15 protein-coding genes are annotated in these 18,333 nt (G+C 39.2%); 3 read left to right on the forward strand and 12 right to left on the reverse strand.

The window, feature by feature from the left end; genetic code table 11:
- Positions 1-7: 7 nt before the first annotated feature.
- Complete coding sequence (locus AJGP001_RS12110) at positions 8-196, reverse strand: hypothetical protein (RefSeq protein ID WP_058384786.1); 189 nt, start codon at positions 194-196, stop codon at positions 8-10.
- A 218-nt stretch (positions 197-414) separates the two neighbouring features.
- On the opposite strand from AJGP001_RS12110, the gene AJGP001_RS12115 reads away from it, so the two are divergent.
- Together AJGP001_RS12115 and AJGP001_RS12120 are read left to right on the forward strand one after the other, a co-directional pair.
- Positions 415-1,029 (forward strand): CPBP family intramembrane glutamic endopeptidase, encoded by a 615-nt coding sequence (locus AJGP001_RS12115; protein WP_078080585.1) that lies wholly within the window; start codon positions 415-417, stop codon positions 1,027-1,029.
- Positions 1,030-1,089: 60 nt separating this feature from the next.
- Entirely contained in the window at positions 1,090-1,710 is a 621-nt protein-coding gene (locus AJGP001_RS12120) for a hypothetical protein (RefSeq protein ID WP_071153565.1), read from the forward strand.
- 68 nt (positions 1,711-1,778) lie between these two features.
- On the opposite strand, the gene AJGP001_RS12125 is transcribed toward AJGP001_RS12120, so the two are convergent.
- The 10 genes from AJGP001_RS12125 to AJGP001_RS12170 form a co-directional block, all read right to left on the reverse strand.
- On the reverse strand, positions 1,779-2,222 hold the full coding sequence (locus AJGP001_RS12125) for a MarR family winged helix-turn-helix transcriptional regulator (RefSeq protein WP_058384783.1): 444 nt from the start codon (positions 2,220-2,222) through the stop codon (positions 1,779-1,781).
- Between the two features lie 78 nt (positions 2,223-2,300).
- Positions 2,301-3,650, reverse strand: coding sequence for a TrkH family potassium uptake protein (locus AJGP001_RS12130; protein WP_058384782.1), 1,350 nt, complete (start codon positions 3,648-3,650; stop codon positions 2,301-2,303).
- A 109-nt stretch (positions 3,651-3,759) separates the two neighbouring features.
- Positions 3,760-4,896 (reverse strand): anti-sigma-I factor RsgI family protein, encoded by a 1,137-nt coding sequence (locus AJGP001_RS12135; protein ID WP_143039515.1) that lies wholly within the window; start codon positions 4,894-4,896, stop codon positions 3,760-3,762.
- 119 nt (positions 4,897-5,015) lie between these two features.
- Positions 5,016-5,762, reverse strand: a complete 747-nt coding sequence (sigI, locus tag AJGP001_RS12140; RefSeq protein WP_071153563.1) for an RNA polymerase sigma-I factor — start codon at positions 5,760-5,762, stop codon at positions 5,016-5,018.
- Positions 5,763-6,210: 448 nt separating this feature from the next.
- Positions 6,211-7,008, reverse strand: a complete 798-nt coding sequence (locus tag AJGP001_RS12145; protein ID WP_058384779.1) for a TerC family protein — start codon at positions 7,006-7,008, stop codon at positions 6,211-6,213.
- A 221-nt stretch (positions 7,009-7,229) separates the two neighbouring features.
- Positions 7,230-8,309: an SDR family oxidoreductase gene (locus AJGP001_RS12150; protein ID WP_071153562.1), complete on the reverse strand. Its 1,080-nt coding sequence runs from the start codon at positions 8,307-8,309 to the stop codon at positions 7,230-7,232.
- 143 nt (positions 8,310-8,452) lie between these two features.
- The gene (locus tag AJGP001_RS12155) at positions 8,453-11,512 is read right to left on the reverse strand and encodes an efflux RND transporter permease subunit (protein ID WP_071153561.1); all 3,060 of its coding nucleotides are present in this window, start codon (positions 11,510-11,512) and stop codon (positions 8,453-8,455) included.
- 130 nt (positions 11,513-11,642) lie between these two features.
- Positions 11,643-13,211, reverse strand: a complete 1,569-nt coding sequence (locus AJGP001_RS12160) for a peptide chain release factor 3 (protein ID WP_058384776.1) — start codon at positions 13,209-13,211, stop codon at positions 11,643-11,645.
- A gap of 109 nt (positions 13,212-13,320) precedes the next feature.
- Positions 13,321-14,778 carry a UDP-N-acetylmuramoyl-L-alanyl-D-glutamate--2,6-diaminopimelate ligase gene (locus AJGP001_RS12165; protein ID WP_078080586.1) on the reverse strand — a complete coding sequence of 486 codons (1,458 nt, stop codon included), beginning with the start codon at positions 14,776-14,778 and terminating at the stop codon, positions 13,321-13,323.
- A 19-nt stretch (positions 14,779-14,797) separates the two neighbouring features.
- The gene (locus tag AJGP001_RS12170) at positions 14,798-15,850 is read right to left on the reverse strand and encodes a M42 family metallopeptidase (RefSeq protein ID WP_078080587.1); all 1,053 of its coding nucleotides are present in this window, start codon (positions 15,848-15,850) and stop codon (positions 14,798-14,800) included.
- A gap of 205 nt (positions 15,851-16,055) precedes the next feature.
- On the opposite strand from AJGP001_RS12170, the gene AJGP001_RS12175 reads away from it, so the two are divergent.
- The gene (locus AJGP001_RS12175; protein ID WP_078080588.1) at positions 16,056-17,621 is read left to right on the forward strand and encodes an ATP-binding protein; all 1,566 of its coding nucleotides are present in this window, start codon (positions 16,056-16,058) and stop codon (positions 17,619-17,621) included.
- A gap of 141 nt (positions 17,622-17,762) precedes the next feature.
- On the opposite strand, the gene AJGP001_RS12180 is transcribed toward AJGP001_RS12175, so the two are convergent.
- A complete protein-coding gene (locus AJGP001_RS12180; protein WP_071153560.1) occupies positions 17,763-18,326 on the reverse strand; it encodes a PepSY domain-containing protein in 564 nt (187 codons plus the stop codon).
- Positions 18,327-18,333 lie beyond the last annotated feature (7 nt).

Consider the following 18,333-nt stretch of genomic DNA (forward strand, 5'->3'; position numbering starts at 1 on the left):
TGCTTTCTTATTTCGACGGTTCTTCGGTGTAGATATAACTGGTCGTTCCGTGATGATAGGCTGTGCCTTTAAAATGCTTAAAATCCTCACGTTCAATCAAAACCTTGCGGAATTCTAGAAAATCTTCTTTTTCAATTGTAATAGATTCGATTTCACCATTTTTTAACGCTTCGAGTTGCTCGTTATAGTCAGTCATGAATTGTTCTCCTTTTGTCTTAGTTTTACTAATTCCTTCTGGTATAATACTAAACGGACGCTACTATTCTATTTAGCATATACTGTACGAGACTGTCTTAAGACATGTCAAAAAACACCTGTACTAGAATTAGTATACAGCAAGAAAACAAGTCGAACACCTTTGTCTTTACCGAGTCATTAAAATGGAATACGGCTTTAATTTTTAGGAGGATTTACATGATTAACTTTTTAAAACAGCATCCGTTGATTTTGATGCTGCCACTAGCTTTCTTTTTATACAATTTAGCTTTTGAAAATACTGCTATTTTTTGGTATATGTACACATTTGCGATGCTGATATTAATGTCTCTCGCTATTATATTCGTTAAAATTTTTGACGAGCTTGTTACGTGGAAATCTTTGGTTTACGGATTAGTCTTTGGAACACTTCTTTACGGGCTCGTTGCTGCCGGATTTCAGCTATTACTATTAACACCTTTCAATATAGCTGGATCTGTCAAAAGTTTTCTAGCAAATTTTGCACCTGTTACGATTTGGCACTACCTACTATTAATGTTTATCATCGTACCGGGTGAGGAAATTTTTTGGAGAGGACTTGTTCAGCAGAAGTTTAAACACTATTGCTCGACGCCATTGGCAATTTTAGCGAGCTCTGTTTTGTTTGGTCTGGCACTGGCATTAGGTGGATTTTGGCCAGGAGCTTGGACTGGAATCATCACAGGATTGATTCTTGGTTTGCTTTATGAATGGAAAAGAAGTTTACCTGTTATCATCGTTTCTCATTTGGTTATGATCGTCTTGTTATTTTTGATTTTCCCACTAGCGATTTAAAGTGAAACATTCCTCTTTCTGGGACGTCTACTAGACAAACCGATAGGAGGAATTTTTTTTATGAAGAAGAACTTATTTTTATTCTCATCCGCTCTAATGATCGCTATGCTATTGGCAGCTTGTGGAACTGCAGCTACTGTCGAAGAAGACACTGAGCCAGTAGAAGCACCAGCTGAAGACACCACTGCAAGCAAAGACGAATCAGTTGAAGAAAGTACTGAAGACACCACTACAAGCGAAGACGAATCAGTTGAAGAAGCTGCAGGTACCTTAATTCAAAGCGATGAACAAAACTACGAACTGCATGTCTTAGATGGTTACGAACTAACAGCAGAAGAGCCAAACAAAGATTCACTGTATGTTTCGGATAATTCAGCCGTTTTTATGAGAATTGAGACGTTTTCTCCTGAGGACATCGATTTTGCTTCTGCAACAGAAAGCATGAAACAAACCTTAAAAGCTGTTAATCCAGATACGGAAGCAGTTGAAGCCAGTAATTTCGATGGTGCTAACTTCAAACAATCTGCGGCCTTCGAAGTGCCAAGTACTGAAGGCAGTGTAACCGGGATTGTTTACGAAAACGATAAACTGATTGTGCGTCTAACTATTTTTGATGACAACACGGTTAACGCAACAGAAGATTTTATCTCTATGGGGAAAACGATTCAATCAGTTGAATAATGAGTACTCCAATAGAGACATCCATCAATTCAAAAAGGCCATCCAAATTTTGGATGGCCTTTTTTGAATTAGTATGATAAATCTTTGATCGACAAACCTAGTTTTTTCATCAATTCAATGGCTTGCTCTTTTTCTTCATTCGATAACGCTTCTGTTAATTCATGCAATTTTTTTTCATGTTCCGGAAAAATCTGTGCCATGAATTCTTTACCTTGGGCTGATATTTCTGCATAAGTGATACGGCGATCACTCGGACAATTAACACGCGTAATATAGCCTCTTTTTTCGAGTTTATCAATAACATAAGTAATAGAACCACTTGCTAGTAATATTTTGCCACCTATTTTTTGAAGCGGTTGTTTCCCTTTATGGTACAAAAGCTCTAAAACCGCAAATTCAGTTGGATTTACGCCACTCGCCTGGAAAAATTGATTGGTCTGTTCAGTGATTGCTTTATGTGCACGCGACAGCACAATAAATAATTTCAGAGATTGTTTGATTTCTTCGTTCATCCTATTCACTCTTTCCGCTATTTAAGCTGCATTGCACTAATTATAGTCTTTTTCTTCTCAAATGACACCTTCCTGGGTCTACCCGATAATTACGCGTTCTTTCGGATAGTGGAATTTAGTTGGATCTGTTTTACCGCCAATTGTGAAGAGGAAAGAAATCAGTCCAACACGCCCAACAAACATTAAAGCCATGATGATAAACTTCCCGATTTCTGACAAATCACTTGTAATGCCTAAAGACATTCCACATGTTCCAAAAGCAGAGGTGATTTCAAATATGATTTCCACAACCGTAGCAGTGGGCTCCGTAATAAGAAGTGCAAGGGTCGCCGCAAAGACGATAAAAAATGCCAAGAAAATAACTGCGAACGCCCGAAAGACATCAATTAGCTCAATTTCGCGCTTGAAAATTTGAATGGTGTTTTTTCCTCGTGCAAAATTAATCAAAAACAAAATCGCGATTGCAAAAGTAGTTGTGCGAATACCGCCACCAGCTGAACTTGGAGATGCACCTATAAACATTAAGGCACTCATAAAAACATTTGTGGCGTCACTGAATTGCGTGATGTCGACTGTAACCAAACCGCCTGATCGAGAGGAAACCGAATGAAAAATCGACGCAAATATCGATTCATGCCAGCTCATCGATTTAAACGCTTTTACCGATTCTAATAAGAAAATACCGATAGCTCCAACTGCTAGTAACACTGCAAATATACTCGTTGTGATTTTTGTGAAAAGAGAAAAACGAAAATATTTTTGCTTATTCGAAATAAATTCCTTTAGTTCAATTAATACCGGAAAACCAATAGCACCTAAAATAATGAGAATCATATTAATAATTTGGACAAAATAATCATTAAAATACGGCATTAACGATTCGCCTGTAATATCGAATCCTCCATTAGTGGTGGCTGTAATTGAACCAAATACACCATGTAATAACGCTTCTTGGAATGTTGGAAAATACTGCGTAAAATAAATTGTTAGGATAATTGCACCGACCGCTTCTATTAGCAACATAATTTTCACAATTTCGCGAATCAGTTTAACAACGCCCGCCATACTCGATTGATTGTGATCAACCATGATTAATTGGCGTTCACGTAACCCAATACGTTTACCCACAAGAAGCCAGAAAAATGTTCCGATGGACATAATTCCAATGCCCCCAAGTTGCAAGATAAACATTAAAACAACGATACCAAATACTGTATATGTTTCCACAACATTAATTACGGATAAGCCCGTTACGCTTATAGCACTTACTGCAGTAAACAAGCTATCGATTAAGGGGATGGTCATCCCTGGTTTATGGACATTTGGTAACCTCAATAATAAGAAGGAAACAGCAATTGCCACAAAATAATACGAAACAATAACCTGTGCAGGTGTTAGATTTCGTACTTTTTGAAATGAATTATTCATAAGACATTGATTCCCTTCGGCGTTTTACTCTCTTCTCATTCTATGAAAAGATGAGACAAAAAGAAAGAGAAATCGATAATCTATTTTAGTTGGTCCAATGAACAAGCTTTTAGCAATTCAAAAACAACACCTTACGTCCTCTAGAACAGCTGTCAGTGCAAAGAAAAAATTTACTCGTTGTCTTTTGGTTTATGTTCTGCATTCGGAGATACATCTTTATTCTTTTGTTTATAAAGCTGGTCTTTATTGCTTTGTTTAGGATTTTTTCATTGTTCTTTTGGTCGTTTGGTATTGACTGAGACTTATTTTTAGTAGTAGTTGATGGATTCTTTTTCTGTTCTACAGCTCTGTTGTTTTGCTGCTGTTTCTGTGTCTCTTTCTGTTGTTTTTTTTCCGTAGATTTTTCTTTTTGAACTGGCTTTACCGGATCTATTTTTTGCTGTTTTTCTATAGGAGCGCGAGTTTCAACTTTATTGAGAGACTTTGATGGATGGATATTTTGTGTTGATGTTTTTTGTTGTTGATTTGCTCGGATAGACTGATTTTCATTTTTCTTTTGAACTGCGGGCGAATTCGGTTTCGGACCTACTACTGGCTTATTTTCCTTCTCTTTTTTGTTTATGTCTTTGGTGTTATTCTGTTTTTTGTGTTCATTCTCTGCTTTATTTTCTTTTGTAGGCATTTCTTCTTTTTCCTGATTTGAATCGTTTACTTTAGGCGATTGCTGAATTTCCAAAGTTTCAACTTTATGAATCAATTGTCCGACAGGCATTTGGTTTTCTTTTGAATGACGCCATTGTTCTTTTGTGGCTCGCTTTAGTTGAATTGCCAGTTGTTCATTTTTCACATCTGAAGAAACCGCCATAACAACTTTCTTTATAGACTCGTCGGTTTTGTTGTCATTTTCTTCGACTGCAGTAATGGTGATTTGCTTTGTTCGTTCTGTGACTGCCAGCTCAAAGACCCGATCCAATACAACATGAAGAGAATCATTTTCCCAACCGCCGAGTTGTTCAATCAGCTGTTGCCCATCGCTATTTAGTTCACGGATAGATACAACCTCATAGTCATCATTTATCCCTAGTTCTATGCCTGGATTGATCTGAACTTGGACATAGCCAAATGCTTCTTCAGCGGGAAACACTAAAACAGAAACGAACAACGCAACAGCAGCTAGAGCCGCTGTTAGAGGAGCCATAACGGGCTGTCGATAGATTGCTCTTTTCTTATCAGCTAGATCAAACAAAACTTCTTCTCCTAGTACAGGTTTGCCCACAGGCAGTCCTTTAACGATTCGACCATCTTTCAATAGAAAAACAGAGCGATTGTTATTCAATTCAATGCATATTCCCAATTGTCTCCGCATTAGTTTAATCGCCCCTTCAAATATTCTTTTAAAAAATGCAAATCGCTCATCTGCAGTAAAGCCATTGCTATTATGTATTTTCGATGGCGCTCTATCGTTTTGCGCGACACCTTTACGAGCGCTTCAATGTCTTTGATTGGCAACTTTTTCTTGTCCATCAAGTATTGTTTATACTCATCAGTTTCGGCTACTAACTGGGCAATTTGAATAGAAGTAAGACGTGTATCTTGATGAACTGGAGACACTTTTACCAGTATTTGAAAAGATAAGCCGAATTGTTGAAGCATTTTTTCATACAGAAATATTTCTTCACTTCTTTTCTGATTTTGCTGTTCTATCGAATAAGCCATAGCTGCAGCATGATCAGCAAGGCCATTATGTGCTTCTGGCTCTTCCGCTGTCATGAAGTCGTGGCTAAATTCATCTCTTCGGCTTTCTTTACGTATAAAATCAATTAGCCGTCTGCGAATGACGAGGTGAGCAAATGTTAGAAACGAAGCATTATTGGTTTGATCGAATTTTTCAATTGCTTCGTTGAATGCAGAAAGTGCAATGCTGTATTCATCATCATGGTCATCGATAAATCGCTTGCATACTTGAGAAGCTGTCTTTTTCATAAAAGGTGAATAGGAAAAAAGCAACTCATGCAATACTTGTTCATCGCCACCTTGTGCTTGCAAAACCATTATTTCAGCATCAGACTTTTTGTTGCGTCCGAACCTTCCACCTAATAAAGCTAAAAGCACACTATTCACCTCTTCTCTAAGTCACTGCCTCCAGTTAATTGTAACTTTGGAATGCGTGTTTGAAAAGAGGTGGACTTTACTGTTCTTACCATTATTCGCTTTTATAGTTATTTTTTTGTCGGTCTCTACACATGTTGTATGAATGATGATTTTTTGTAAAACAATTGCGGGGTATCCATATAAATACTTCCCTTTTTGTTCACCTTATTTATTGTCTTGCTGCAATTTTTCAGTAAACTGCCTACAGAACGGACTGAGGTCTACTTTGACGGACACTTTAGCGGACACAGCCAGGTTGCACCGTCTTCATTGTCATCAACCATGCTATTTTCTTCGTTCTCTGCGGCACTACAAAAAAACAGACAGAGAAAAAGAGTTCCTTTTTCTCCGTCTGTTTTATGATAGAGGCTGATGTGACAACCCCAGCTTTTATTCTTTAAAACCGTTTTTATTTTACTTCTTGTTCTTTAGCTTGCTCTCTGTTCTGCTTGACTCCAAGGATTCCGCCTACCACGACAATGCCGAGTAATACTGACCAGAAGACCAATGTCCAGCCTGTAGAGTGTGGGAAGTCAGTAGGCAAGATACCGACGTTTTCGTGAGATAAAGTCATCACTAGCAACTTTACTCCAACCCATCCAACAATAACAAACGCTGCTGTTTCAAGTTGCGGGTATTTCTCAAGCAATTGTACGAATTTATGTGCCGCAAATCGCATAATGATTACACCGATCAATCCACCGGCCAGCATAACCATAAACTGACCTGAGTTAATGCCACCAATGTCATTAACGCCAAAAACATTTAAATGTGGCAATGTAACTGCTAAAGCTACTGCTGCTAACATTGAGTCGATAGCAAAAGCAATATCGGCTAATTCCACTTTCAATACCGTCATCCAGAAACCTGAACCTTTTTTCTCAGGTTTACCATCAACGCCTTCAAGGATTTCATCTGTATCTCCCTTGCGTTGATCGTAGAGACTCTTAATTGAAATGAACAATAAGTAAGCTGCTCCAAGTGCTTGGATCTGCCAGATATTTACGAGCAACGTGATCATGAATAAGGCTGCAAAACGGAACACGAATGCTCCTACCAATCCATAAAACAACGCTTTTTTCTGTTGTGCTTTCGGTAAATGCTTAACCATTACCGCCATAACTACTGCATTATCTGCAGCTAATAATCCTTCAAGTCCTACTAAAACGAGTAGTACCCAAGCATATTCTAATAAAACTGCTTCCATTCTGCTTTCTCCTCCTGTTTTTTGCCAACAAAAAAGACCCTTGCCTAAATAAAGGCAAAGGTCTCGCTAAGCAAATTTCGTTTGCTATCACAACCGATGGCTACTAACCATGTATTGACGACTGTGAAATAGGTTTCCCTATAGCTACTCCCCCTTGACTGAAAGTCAAAGTGTATTGAGTTGTAATGTTAGTATAGCATCATTTCAAATCCAAAGAAAGTTTAACGGATAGCAATTTGAAATTTTTTGTCATTTTTATGTACGTTGTAAAATTCAACCATTGCAGGCATAGTCGCTATAAAATCTGCACAGTAAATACCGCTTCCTGCCAATAAATTTTCCGCTTTTTGTGTATCAAAATCAGCTGACCACGTTAAATAATCTAAGGTTTCAATTTCGACACCCACCCCTCTTCTTACGAAACCAATAGACAAAGACATCTTCGCTAAGCTATGAGGCACTCGTCCTTTGGGATTTTTCCCTGTCATCAAATGGACCATACCACGATATATTTCTTCCACAGGATGGGGATTGGGATCCGTTAAATGAACAGTTTGTCCGGCAGCGGCTGCCAATTCACTAAGATACATCGATGCTTCCAAAATATAATCGATCGGCACGACATTTAGATACGATTTGGAACGTCCAACGAATGGAATAATTGGTAGAAATTTTACTCGATCAATTAAATTCAAGAAAAAGTATGGACCATCAAATTTAATGGTTTCCCCTGTAATCGAATGTCCACGGACAATGCCTGGTCGAATAATTGTGACAGGTACTTGTTTCTTCATCTCATTTACTAGTAGTTCTGCTTCGAACTTCGTTTCTTCGTAAAAGTTTTTAAACGCTTCTGGTCGTTGCAATTGGTCTTCATAAATAGTTCCTTGTCGATTTCCAGCTACATAGGCTGTACTGAAGTAAACATAGCGTTCTACACTTGGCAATTCTGAAACGAATTCATTCACATGACGAGTTCCTTCCACATTGACTTTCCATGCCAAATCTCTTGGAACTGCCAAGTCATAAATAGCTGCAAGATGCCAGAATGTCACCTCTTTCTCCTGTAAATACTCTTTATCAGCCTTTGTAAGATTTAATCCACTAATAGTGATATCTCCTTCAATCAGCTGGATCGTTCGACAATTTGTTTCTTTTTCGATTCGCTTGGCTTCTTTTTCTGCCTTTGTTCGTTCCGACGATAGGATAATGGCAGAAATCGCTTTATTTTGCTGTGCATGTTTGTACATCAATTGACTCGCAATAAATCCAGGAAAACCAGTAAACACAACTTCTTTCATAACTTCAACCCCTTTTTTAAATCATACTAAATTTTCCATCAATATGTTTGATAAGTAAGAAAATAATTCACTGAGCTCCCTCTATTACGAAAAGTTTCTTTGACATTCACCTTATAAAGTAAAAAAAAAGTAAACCCGAAGGCTTACTTTTTATTCATTCTTCTTGTTTGTCGATCGAATAGACTATAGACAATTGGCACGATATAAAGTGACAGTAAAGTTGAACTGATAAGCCCACCAATAACGGTAATACCCATCGGCTGATTAATTTCAGTACCTTCGCCGATACCAATTGCTAGAGGCAATAAGCCCAAAATAGTTGTTAATGCTGTCATCAGAATCGGACGGCGGCGATCATGAACCGAGGTAATAATGGCATCATAGGAATCCATGCCATCCTCTTTTCGTTGATTGATATAATCAACCAGCACAATCCCATTATTAACGACAATACCCACCAGAACAAGCAATCCAATGACAGCAGTAATGCTAACCGGCGTCTGCGTAACGAACAGTGCGATTGCTACGCCGATTGCCATCAATGGCACCGTGAACATAATAACTAGTGGATACTTGAACGATTCAAATTGTGCAGCCATTACAATATAGACAAGCACCACTGCAAGCATGACGGCAAGTAACATATCATTGATCGAGTTATCCAGTAATTCCCGGTCCCCGCCAAACGAAATCAGTGTGTTATCATCCAACTCTAACTCTTCAATTGCGACGTCGACTTTATCAGACATGTCACCTAGTGTAATACTCGATTGATGTTGCAACGTGAAAGAAACGCTATCTGCCTGATCTACACGTTGAATACTCACAGGACCTTGAGCAACTTCAATTTCAGCTAACTCCTGGAGTTCCACAAATTCGCCTGCAGGTGTCCGAAGAGATAAAGTGCGTAGTTTTTCAAGACTGTTTCTTTCCCCTTCTTCATAAGCCACATAGACACTGAGAACTTCATCATTTTCAGCCAATACCTGAGTAGCTAAAACACCTCGTGTAATGTTATTGACAGATTGAGCTATTTGGACCGGTGGCAGGCCATATTCAGTAGCCGCCTCGCGGTCGATAGTCATCTGGATTTCATCAATAGTTTCTTGACGATCATTCGTCAACTCTGTTACTTCAGGAAGTTCGGTTAATGCCGCTTCAATATCGACGACCGCTTTGTCCAGTCTTGAACGGTCTGTATCCGTTACAGTAAAGGATAACGTATTTGGCGAAGAACCGGCTGCTGTCTGCAAGTTAAAGCTGACTAACGCACGCTCTCCTACCGTTTCCAGAACTCGAGGCTGTACGTCATCTACAAAATCAAAAACCGAACGATCCCGATCTGCTAAATCTACCAATTTCACGTAAATTTCAGCAACATTTGTTTCCGCAGATCCTTGCGCTTGTCCCTGTTGAGTCGAGCCAATTAGGCTAACGTACACATCGACATCTTCTTCAAGTTTCAATTCTTCTTCTATCAGATTGACTACTTCATCTGTCGCTGCTCTTGAAGAACCATTTTCCAGTTCTACAGAAACACTGACAAACCCTTCGTCTGTTGCCGGAATAAATTCTGTGCCGACTTGCATGATGCCAAAAGCACCTACCACTAGTAATACCAGTGCTGTAAACAACACGATAATTCTATGGCGCAAAGCCCAAACGACCGATCCTTCAAATGCTTTGACACTTCTAGAAGTATCTCTCTGGACTTTCGGTTTTGTACCAGGCTTACCCAACATCCTTGATGCCATCATCGGTATAACGGTCAAAGCGACTGCCAACGATGCAAAAAGGCTAAAGGATATCGTCAAAGCAAATTCAAAGAAAATTTCTCCAATCAATCCGGAGATAAAAATAACCGGTATGAAAACCGCTACAGTCGTAAGTGTTGAAGCAATAATTGCACCTGCTACTTCTTTTGAACCTTCAGAAGCAGCCTTTTTGGCGTTTTTGCCCATCGCCAAATGGCGTTCAATATTTTCGATAACGACAATGGCGTTATCCACTAGCATTCCAATTCCCAACGCTAGTGCCCCTAGAGTTAAAATATTCAAAGCAAAATCGGCGAAAAACATAAGAACAAATGTAACGATAACAGAATAAGGAATCGCTACACCGATAATGATTGGACTTTTAATGCCACGTAGGAAAAAGAATAGAACTAGCATGGCAAAAATTCCGCCTAGAATCAGTGTCTGTCCAATATTACCGATAGCCAGTTTGACATAGTCTCCTTGGTCAAACAGAATATCTGCCTCCACGCCTTCAAAGCGCTCTTCACTGAGCAGCTCATCTAGCCTTTCTTGGAATGCGTCTGAAACTTCTGCTGTATTTGCTTGAGATTCCTGAAGAGCAGACAGTAGGACAGCTGGCTCTTCATTTGTTCTCGTTTCACTGCTACTTTCACGTTCACTAATACCAACCTTTGCTACATCACCGATTGTGACATTATTGCCGTCTATCGGATCGATAGTCAAAACCAGGTCCTGTATTTCCTCCACATTAGTCAGTGTACTAATAATGCGGGTTGTTAGGTTTCGACCATTTTCGGTCTCAATCGGTTCCCCAGGTAAAGAAATATTGTTTGCTTGAATCAGCTGAACAACGTCCGATTGCTGCAAGCCTTTTTCTTCAAGTGCTGCCTGATCTAATTCAATTTGAATTTCCTCTATTAAAGAACCTGAAACATTGACACTTGCTACCCCGTCTGTTTGACGAAGTTCTGTCTCTAATTCTTCGGCAATCACTCGCACGTCTGCATCCGGATCACTTGAACGCAAAGACAACTGCAAGATGGGGAATTGAGAAGGATCGAACTTTAAAAAGCGCGGATCATTCGAATCGTCTGGAATCGGCGTTTGATCAATTCTTTGTGCGATATCTGATTGGACATCATCTATATCTGTTGACCAATCAAATTCCAGCAAGATAAAATTCGAGCCTTCTTGGCTATTCGATTGAATCGATTTGATACCCGGCAATGTCGCCAAATTTGCTTCTAAAGGCTTTGTTACTTTTTCACTTACTTCTGTCGGACTAGCACCTGGATAATTAGTTACCACGACACCAATCGGCGGGTTAAGTTCAGGGATCAACGTAATCGGAATTCGTGTAAATGATACCGCCCCAAGAATAATGATCAAAAACATGATGACCAATGTAAAGACGGGCCTTTTTATCGAAAAATCACTTATTCTCATCTTTTCAAACCCTCTCTTTACTGTGTTCTTCTATCATAAGAAAAATCCTTTATAACCGCAAATTTAACAGAGCTTGTTCACTTATCTGCCACTTTTTTACTCAAAAAAAAACCCGCTAGTAGCAGGTTTTTTATAACAAACTATATAGTCGAATATTAGGATTTTTATCTTGGAACCAACGTGTCGCAAACTCATTCTCGAATAAAAAGACGTATCGATCGAAACGGTCACGCACAAGCATTGAACGCCCACTTGACATCGATTCTTTCACATCTTCCTCATTTTCAATCCAACGTGCAATTTTGTTACCAACCGGCTCCATACGCACATCTACGTTATACTCATTTTTCATACGGTGTTCGAATACTTCAAACTGAAGTTGTCCGACAGCCCCTAAAATAACTTCTTCTAGATGAAGCGTTTTGTAGTACTGAATCGCGCCTTCTTGAACTAATTGAAGAATCCCTTTATGGAAATGTTTTTGTTTCATAACGTTTTTAGCCGTTACTTTCACAAAAAGCTCTGGGGTAAACTGCGGCAAACTTTCAAACTCGAATTTCTTGCCACTTGTAATTGTATCACCAATTTGGTAATTTCCTACATCGTGTAACCCGATAATATCGCCAGCTACGGCTTCATTAACCATTTCGCGGTCATCTGCTAAAAACTGTGTAGTTTGTGATAGTTTAATCGTTTTTCCGGTACGCGCTAAAGTAACAGTCATTCCTCGTTCAAATTTACCAGACACGATCCGTACAAAAGCAATTCGGTCGCGGTGAGCAGGATTCATATTGGCTTGGATTTTAAAGATAAATCCTGAAAACGGCATGTCCACTGGATCAACTATTTCCTCTTGTTGCGTAATACGCGGCTGCGGGGAAGGAGCAAATTGCAAATAGGTTTCCAAAAACGTTTGCACACCAAAGTTAGCCAATGCACTACCGAAAAATACTGGCGTCAATTCACCTTTTTTTACACGATCAATCGAAAAGTCATTACCGGCTTCATCCAATAACTCAATATCGTCCATTGCCTGTGTATAATAAGAAGTTTTTTTCATTTCATGTTCTTCGATCATTTTGCCGTTTTCATCAAGTTCAAGAAAGCGATCTCCTGCTGAACGAAACGGTTCAATGCGTTTGTTAAAACGGTCATAAATTCCAAGAAATTCTTTCCCCATACCGATTGGCCAATTCATGGCATAAGATTGAATGCCAAGTACTTCTTCAAGTTCTTCCATTAATTCTAATGGCTCTTTCCCTTGACGATCCATTTTGTTGATAAAGGTGAAAATTGGAATGCCACGCATTTTGCAGACTTTAAAAAGCTTAACAGTTTGCGCTTCAATTCCTTTGGCAACATCAATAATCATGACTGCACTATCAACAGCCATCAATGTACGGTACGTATCTTCACTGAAATCTTGGTGTCCTGGTGTGTCAAGAATATTGACACGATGTCCGGCATAATCAAATTGCATAACGGAAGAAGTTACAGAAATGCCACGTTGTTTTTCAATTTCCATCCAATCGGATGTTGCGAACTTGCCGCTTTTCTTTCCTTTAACTGTTCCCGCATCACGAATAGCTCCACCGAATAATAATAGTTTTTCGGTTAAGGTCGTTTTACCGGCATCCGGGTGGGAAATGATAGCGAAAGTTCTTCTATTTTGAATTTCATTCGTTAATTGGTCTGACATGTTTATACGCTCCTTTAATCTACTCTCTTCATCTTAGAGAACGAACCTGAAAAAAACAAGGAATTTTAACGTCTACAGAAAAAAGAAGCCGTTGGAGGCTCCTTTTCCACTAAAACTTCTTCAATGCTTCTTGTATCGCGATTTCTTTATCACTGTGTGGGTATTTGGTGTTGCCGATAATTTGATAATCTTCATGCCCTTTTCCAGCAAGAATAATAATGTCGCCACTCTCTGCTTGCTGAACAGCATGCTTAACTGCTTCTGCACGGTCACCGATACAAGCAAACTGCTCATGTGTCATGCCACTTTTCAGGTCTTCTAAAATACTGTCGTACGTTTCATCGCGTGGGTCATCTGTTGTCAAGACCACATAATCAGCAACCGATGCTTTTTCAGCCATAATCGGACGTTTAGTCTTATCACGATTTCCACCCGTTCCAACAAGAAAAATAATGCGATTCTTTTTAAAATCTTGAACGGCTTCAATTGCTTTTTCAATCGCATCAGGTGTATGCGCATAATCAATAAAAATCGATACAGGTGCTTCAACTTCCACTTTTTGCATGCGACCTTCTACCGGCGCAATTGCCGCAAGTGCTTGTAAGATTTCATCTAACTTATAGCCTTCTGCGTATAAAGCGGCAATCGCAGCTAACGCATTAGAAACATTAAATTCACCGAGCAGTTTCATCGCTACCGGAAACTGGCCTGCAGGACAATGCAAGGTGAACGTAGTTCCTGTATGCGCCAATTGAATATCTTTTGCTCGGAATTGTGCATCATTTTGAATGCTGTATGTGTACACCGGATGAGGCGTCATTTTTGCTATTTCACTAGACCACGGATCGTCCGCATTTAAGATGGCTTGCTTTTGATTGGCTACATCCTGGCCAAGCTGTGAAAATAATAACGCTTTGGCATGACCGTATTCTTCCATCGTTCCGTGAAAATCTAAATGATCGTGTGTCAAATTAGTAAAGATAGCCGTATCAAACTCTACACCAGCTAAACGACCCAAAATTAAACCGTGCGACGAAACTTCCATCGTCATATGCGAACAATCTTCGTCACGCGCACGCGCAATCATCTGTTGTGTCGTCAATACATCATTTGTCGTATTAGCTGATGGATGCAATTGGCCATTCAAGTTAAAGCCGATCGTCCCCGTCATTGCCGATTTCTCGCCTAATTCCATTAGCATCGAATGCAGAATACCAGCCACACTCGTTTTGCCATTAGTTCCGGTAACTCCAATCATGTGAAGAAGCTTAGAAGGATAATCGTAAAATTTAGCAGCTAGAAGTCCCAATGTTCGTGACGTACTTTCGACAAGAATCACTGTTGCATTATCTATTGTTAAAGGTTTTTCTGCTACAATGACTGCTGCTCCTTGGTCTGCCGCTTGTTGGGCAAAATCATGGCCATCTACTGTGTAGCCAGTGATGCAAACAAAAATTGAATCTTTTTTAATATCACGTGAATCTATAGTTAAATGCTCAATGCGATCAGGCAAGGCACCTTTAATCTGCTTATACGGAATGGCTGTAAGTAACTCTTTGCTGTTCATGAAAACACTCTCCTAACTCTTAAGAAACCATTGAAGACAGCACGTATGCATAAAGCAATGCTGCTGCCGCTTGTAATGAATCTGTATGCGTACGTTCATATGAATGGGAAGCTTCAATTCCAGGACCAAACAAAGCATGCTTCACATCATGTCCTGCACTGATGGCAGCTGACGCGTCTGATCCATAATAAGGATAAATATCCACTTTATAATCGATTGCATTGGTTTGCGCCAAAGAAATTAAATGGCGTGTCAGTCCATAATGGTAAGGACCACTTGAGTCTTTTGCACAAATGGAAACCGTGTACTCATCCGACTCTTGGCCGTCTCCAATAGCTCCCATATCAACAGCGATATATTCCTGTGTTTCTTTCGGAATGCTGGAGTTTCCACCGTAACCGATTTCTTCATTGTTTGAAATATAAAAATGTGTTGTATAGGGCAGCTGCTCTCCCGTTTCACTAAAATGTTTTACCAATTGAAGCAGTAGCGCGGTACTTGCCTTGTCATCTAAATGACGAGATTTAATATAACCTGACGCTGTCGCTTCAAATCTTGGTTGAAAAGAAACAAAATCTCCTACTTCAATACCTAAGTTCTTCACTTGTTCTTTCGAAAATGCTTTTTCATCTAGACGCACTTCCATATTGTCTGCACTACGTTCTGCTGTACCGGCATCTTTATAAACATGCACAGTCGTTTGATGTAAAAGGATTGTTCCAGAAACTGTTGAACCGTCCGCTTTATGTACGAGGCAATTTTCACCTTCAATTGCATTGAATTTAAAACCGCCAACTAACGATAGTTTTAAACGACCGCTCGACTTGATTTCTTTCACCATAGCTCCAAGCGTATCGACATGCGCTGTCAGCAAACGGTGCTGCTGTTGATTCTTTCCTGGGATCGTCGCAATGACTGCTCCCTTATGAGTCGTCTCATACTCCACATTCCACTGTGTCAATGCAGTACGAATTTTTGACATAACATTCATGGTGTATCCAGATGGACTTGGAATTTCCACTAATTCTTTTAACAAATCGATTGTTTCGTTTTGGTTCCATTGATAAGTCATCTCTACCACTCCTCGGTTCTTTAATCATATCAAAATCAATGATGTTCGCACAGTCCCGTCTTATAGTATTATAGTATTAGTTAGCTAAAAAAATTAGTTAGACGCGTCATTTTAGTCACAATATACCCAATTAGGACTGTACTCACTATTCATAACTTTCTAAGTAGGACTGATATCATTTTAAAGCAAAACGCTGAGGTGACTTATGGAAAGCAAGATTATTAATCGCAAAAGAAGCCAATTGTTCATTCATGTATTCGGATTTTTAAGTATTTTCCATTTTTTGCTCAATCAATTAATAGAAACAAATACAGCAGTGGTTTCTCCGCTTTTCGGAATTTCCAGTTATTTTTTATTTCTTTTGGCTATGTCTAAAATGAAAGAACGCACCTTGCAGTATGCTATTCTTTTTGCTATGAATCTGTACATCTTCATTTTGAACGTTGAATCTTTGTCTCCTATTACACTTATTTATTTTGTCGTACCAATTATTATTTCTGCTTTGTACAATGATACCAAACTTATTCTTATCCTCGGCTTAGCAACTGCCATTGAATTCACACTCCTATCAACACTGTTTGACCGCTTTGATACTGGAAATCCTTTTTCTTACACACAATTATCCATCGTTATTTTTATACTATCGATATTATCGATTACCTTGCTTCATAGTATTTACTTTAGTCGCTATTGGAAGCAGCTAGAACTAACTAATGCATCGATGGAAAAAGCTTTGTTATCCAAAGAAGGTTACTTACAGTTATTTTTTGAAACAGCCAAAGATGCTATCGCTGTTTTCGATCCAAACAATAAAATCATCGCAGTCAACCCTGCTTTTGAAGAATTGTACGGTTGGACCTCTGAAGAATGCATAGGAAACACCTTGCCACTTTATCCACAGGACATGAAAGAAGACGTCGAGAGACGCACATTGGATGTTCAGCAAGGAAAAAGTTACTCTCTCTTAGAAACAATAGATCTTCGAAAAGATGGCAGCCGCTTTCACGCGTTAATCACCTTGTCACCTATTTTTGACCATTCCCAAAAAGTAGTAGCGACATCCATCATTTCTCGCGACATCAGCTACCAAAAAGAATCCGACAAACTGATTTTACAATCTGAAAAACTCAAGCTTGCAGGCGAAATTGCAGCTGGTGTCGCTCATGAAATTAGAAATCCCATGACCGTCATCTCTGGCTTTATCCAAATGATGCATCGCGATCCGAAGCATCTTTTTCCGGAATATACCGAACTGATTCAATCCGAATTAGACCGGATCAACTTGATCATTAGTGAGTTTTTAGTGCTTGCCAAACCACAAGCCGTCACACAAAAAAAGTTTAGTATTCAGCAAGCATTGGAAGATATTCTTACCTTGTTCGGTTCTGAACTTAATCTGAACGGCATTGAATTAAAAAAAGAATGGCAAGAAGACTTCCAAGTCAACGGTGAAGAACATCATTTAAAACAAGTTTTTATTAATTTATTGAAAAACGCAGTCGAGTCAATGGAACAGCCAGGAAAAATACGAATAACAATCACTTCTGAAAAACATAATAAGTTTTCCATCAGCTTCGAAGATTCAGGTATCGGAATTTCCGAAAAAGATTTAGACGGTATTTTCGAACCTTTTTATACGACCAAAGCTAGCGGTACAGGACTAGGGTTATTGGTTTCTCAAAAGATTATACGAGAACATAACGGCACTCTCACCATATCGAGTACGGCCGGACTAGGGACAGTCGCAAAAATCATTTTGCCCGCTTATTAAAGAAAGTGGCACTCGTTAAATTTCCCTCAGTCTTATCGCATGCCAAATAATAGGATTTTTTTAAAGTCATAATTTAAAAGACGAAGGGGCGAAATCAACTGATTTCGCCCCTTCGTCTTTTGTGTTTTTATTTAGTTTTGATTAATCGCGGTCATCATCTTCTTCATCTGAAGCAAGGTTTAGAATAGAGCCGTCTTTAGCATTAACATCAACTTCATGTTCTATGCGTCCATCTTGAACTTCAACCTCGTAGTAAGCAGGATTTTCTTCGGCTTTTAGCTCAAACCCTTCGAAAGTTCCATTCACTGTAGCTAACGCCGCTTTAATCGCTTCGTCAGAACTAATAAATTCTCCCACTGTAGCTGTCTGAGATTTTTCAGCGTTGTCTTTTTCACGCTTCTGCTCAAGTACTTCACCCGTATAAGCATCAAATTCAATGTCGTATTCGTAGCCATCAAAATCAATTTCTACTTCGTAATTGGCTCTTTTGTCGTCTGTATCCAATTCAATATCCGTAATGCGACCATTTGCCAGTTCAAGCGCTTTCGCTGAAATTTCTTCTGTGCTCATCATTTTTTCAGTTGCGACTTCTTGTACGTCATCAGTCACTTTGCCATTAACAGCTGCTGTTTCCGAATTGGCTACTACAACGCCTCCAAAAGCTAAAACCCCGACTGCTACTGGAATATACACTAATTTCTTCATGTAATTT

Source organism: Planococcus faecalis (assembly GCF_002009235.1).
GTDB lineage: Bacteria > Bacillota > Bacilli > Bacillales_A > Planococcaceae > Planococcus > Planococcus kocurii.

Excerpts from the sequence above, each read along its gene's own strand:
- AJGP001_RS12110 (WP_058384786.1), bottom strand. The coding sequence starts at position 196 with ATGACTGACTATAACGAGCAACTCGAAGCGTTAAAAAATGGTGAAATC.
- AJGP001_RS12115 (WP_078080585.1), top strand. The coding sequence starts at position 415 with ATGATTAACTTTTTAAAACAGCATCCGTTGATTTTGATGCTGCCACTA.
- AJGP001_RS12120 (WP_071153565.1), top strand. The coding sequence starts at position 1,090 with ATGAAGAAGAACTTATTTTTATTCTCATCCGCTCTAATGATCGCTATG.
- AJGP001_RS12125 (WP_058384783.1), bottom strand. The coding sequence starts at position 2,222 with ATGAACGAAGAAATCAAACAATCTCTGAAATTATTTATTGTGCTGTCG.
- AJGP001_RS12130 (WP_058384782.1), bottom strand. The coding sequence starts at position 3,650 with ATGAATAATTCATTTCAAAAAGTACGAAATCTAACACCTGCACAGGTT.
- AJGP001_RS12145 (WP_058384779.1), bottom strand. The coding sequence starts at position 7,008 with ATGGAAGCAGTTTTATTAGAATATGCTTGGGTACTACTCGTTTTAGTA.
- AJGP001_RS12150 (WP_071153562.1), bottom strand. The coding sequence starts at position 8,309 with ATGAAAGAAGTTGTGTTTACTGGTTTTCCTGGATTTATTGCGAGTCAA.
- AJGP001_RS12155 (WP_071153561.1), bottom strand. The coding sequence starts at position 11,512 with ATGAGAATAAGTGATTTTTCGATAAAAAGGCCCGTCTTTACATTGGTC.
- AJGP001_RS12160 (WP_058384776.1), bottom strand. The coding sequence starts at position 13,211 with ATGTCAGACCAATTAACGAATGAAATTCAAAATAGAAGAACTTTCGCT.
- AJGP001_RS12165 (WP_078080586.1), bottom strand. The coding sequence starts at position 14,778 with ATGAACAGCAAAGAGTTACTTACAGCCATTCCGTATAAGCAGATTAAA.
- AJGP001_RS12170 (WP_078080587.1), bottom strand. The coding sequence starts at position 15,850 with ATGACTTATCAATGGAACCAAAACGAAACAATCGATTTGTTAAAAGAA.
- AJGP001_RS12175 (WP_078080588.1), top strand. The coding sequence starts at position 16,056 with ATGGAAAGCAAGATTATTAATCGCAAAAGAAGCCAATTGTTCATTCAT.
- AJGP001_RS12180 (WP_071153560.1), bottom strand. The coding sequence starts at position 18,326 with ATGAAGAAATTAGTGTATATTCCAGTAGCAGTCGGGGTTTTAGCTTTT.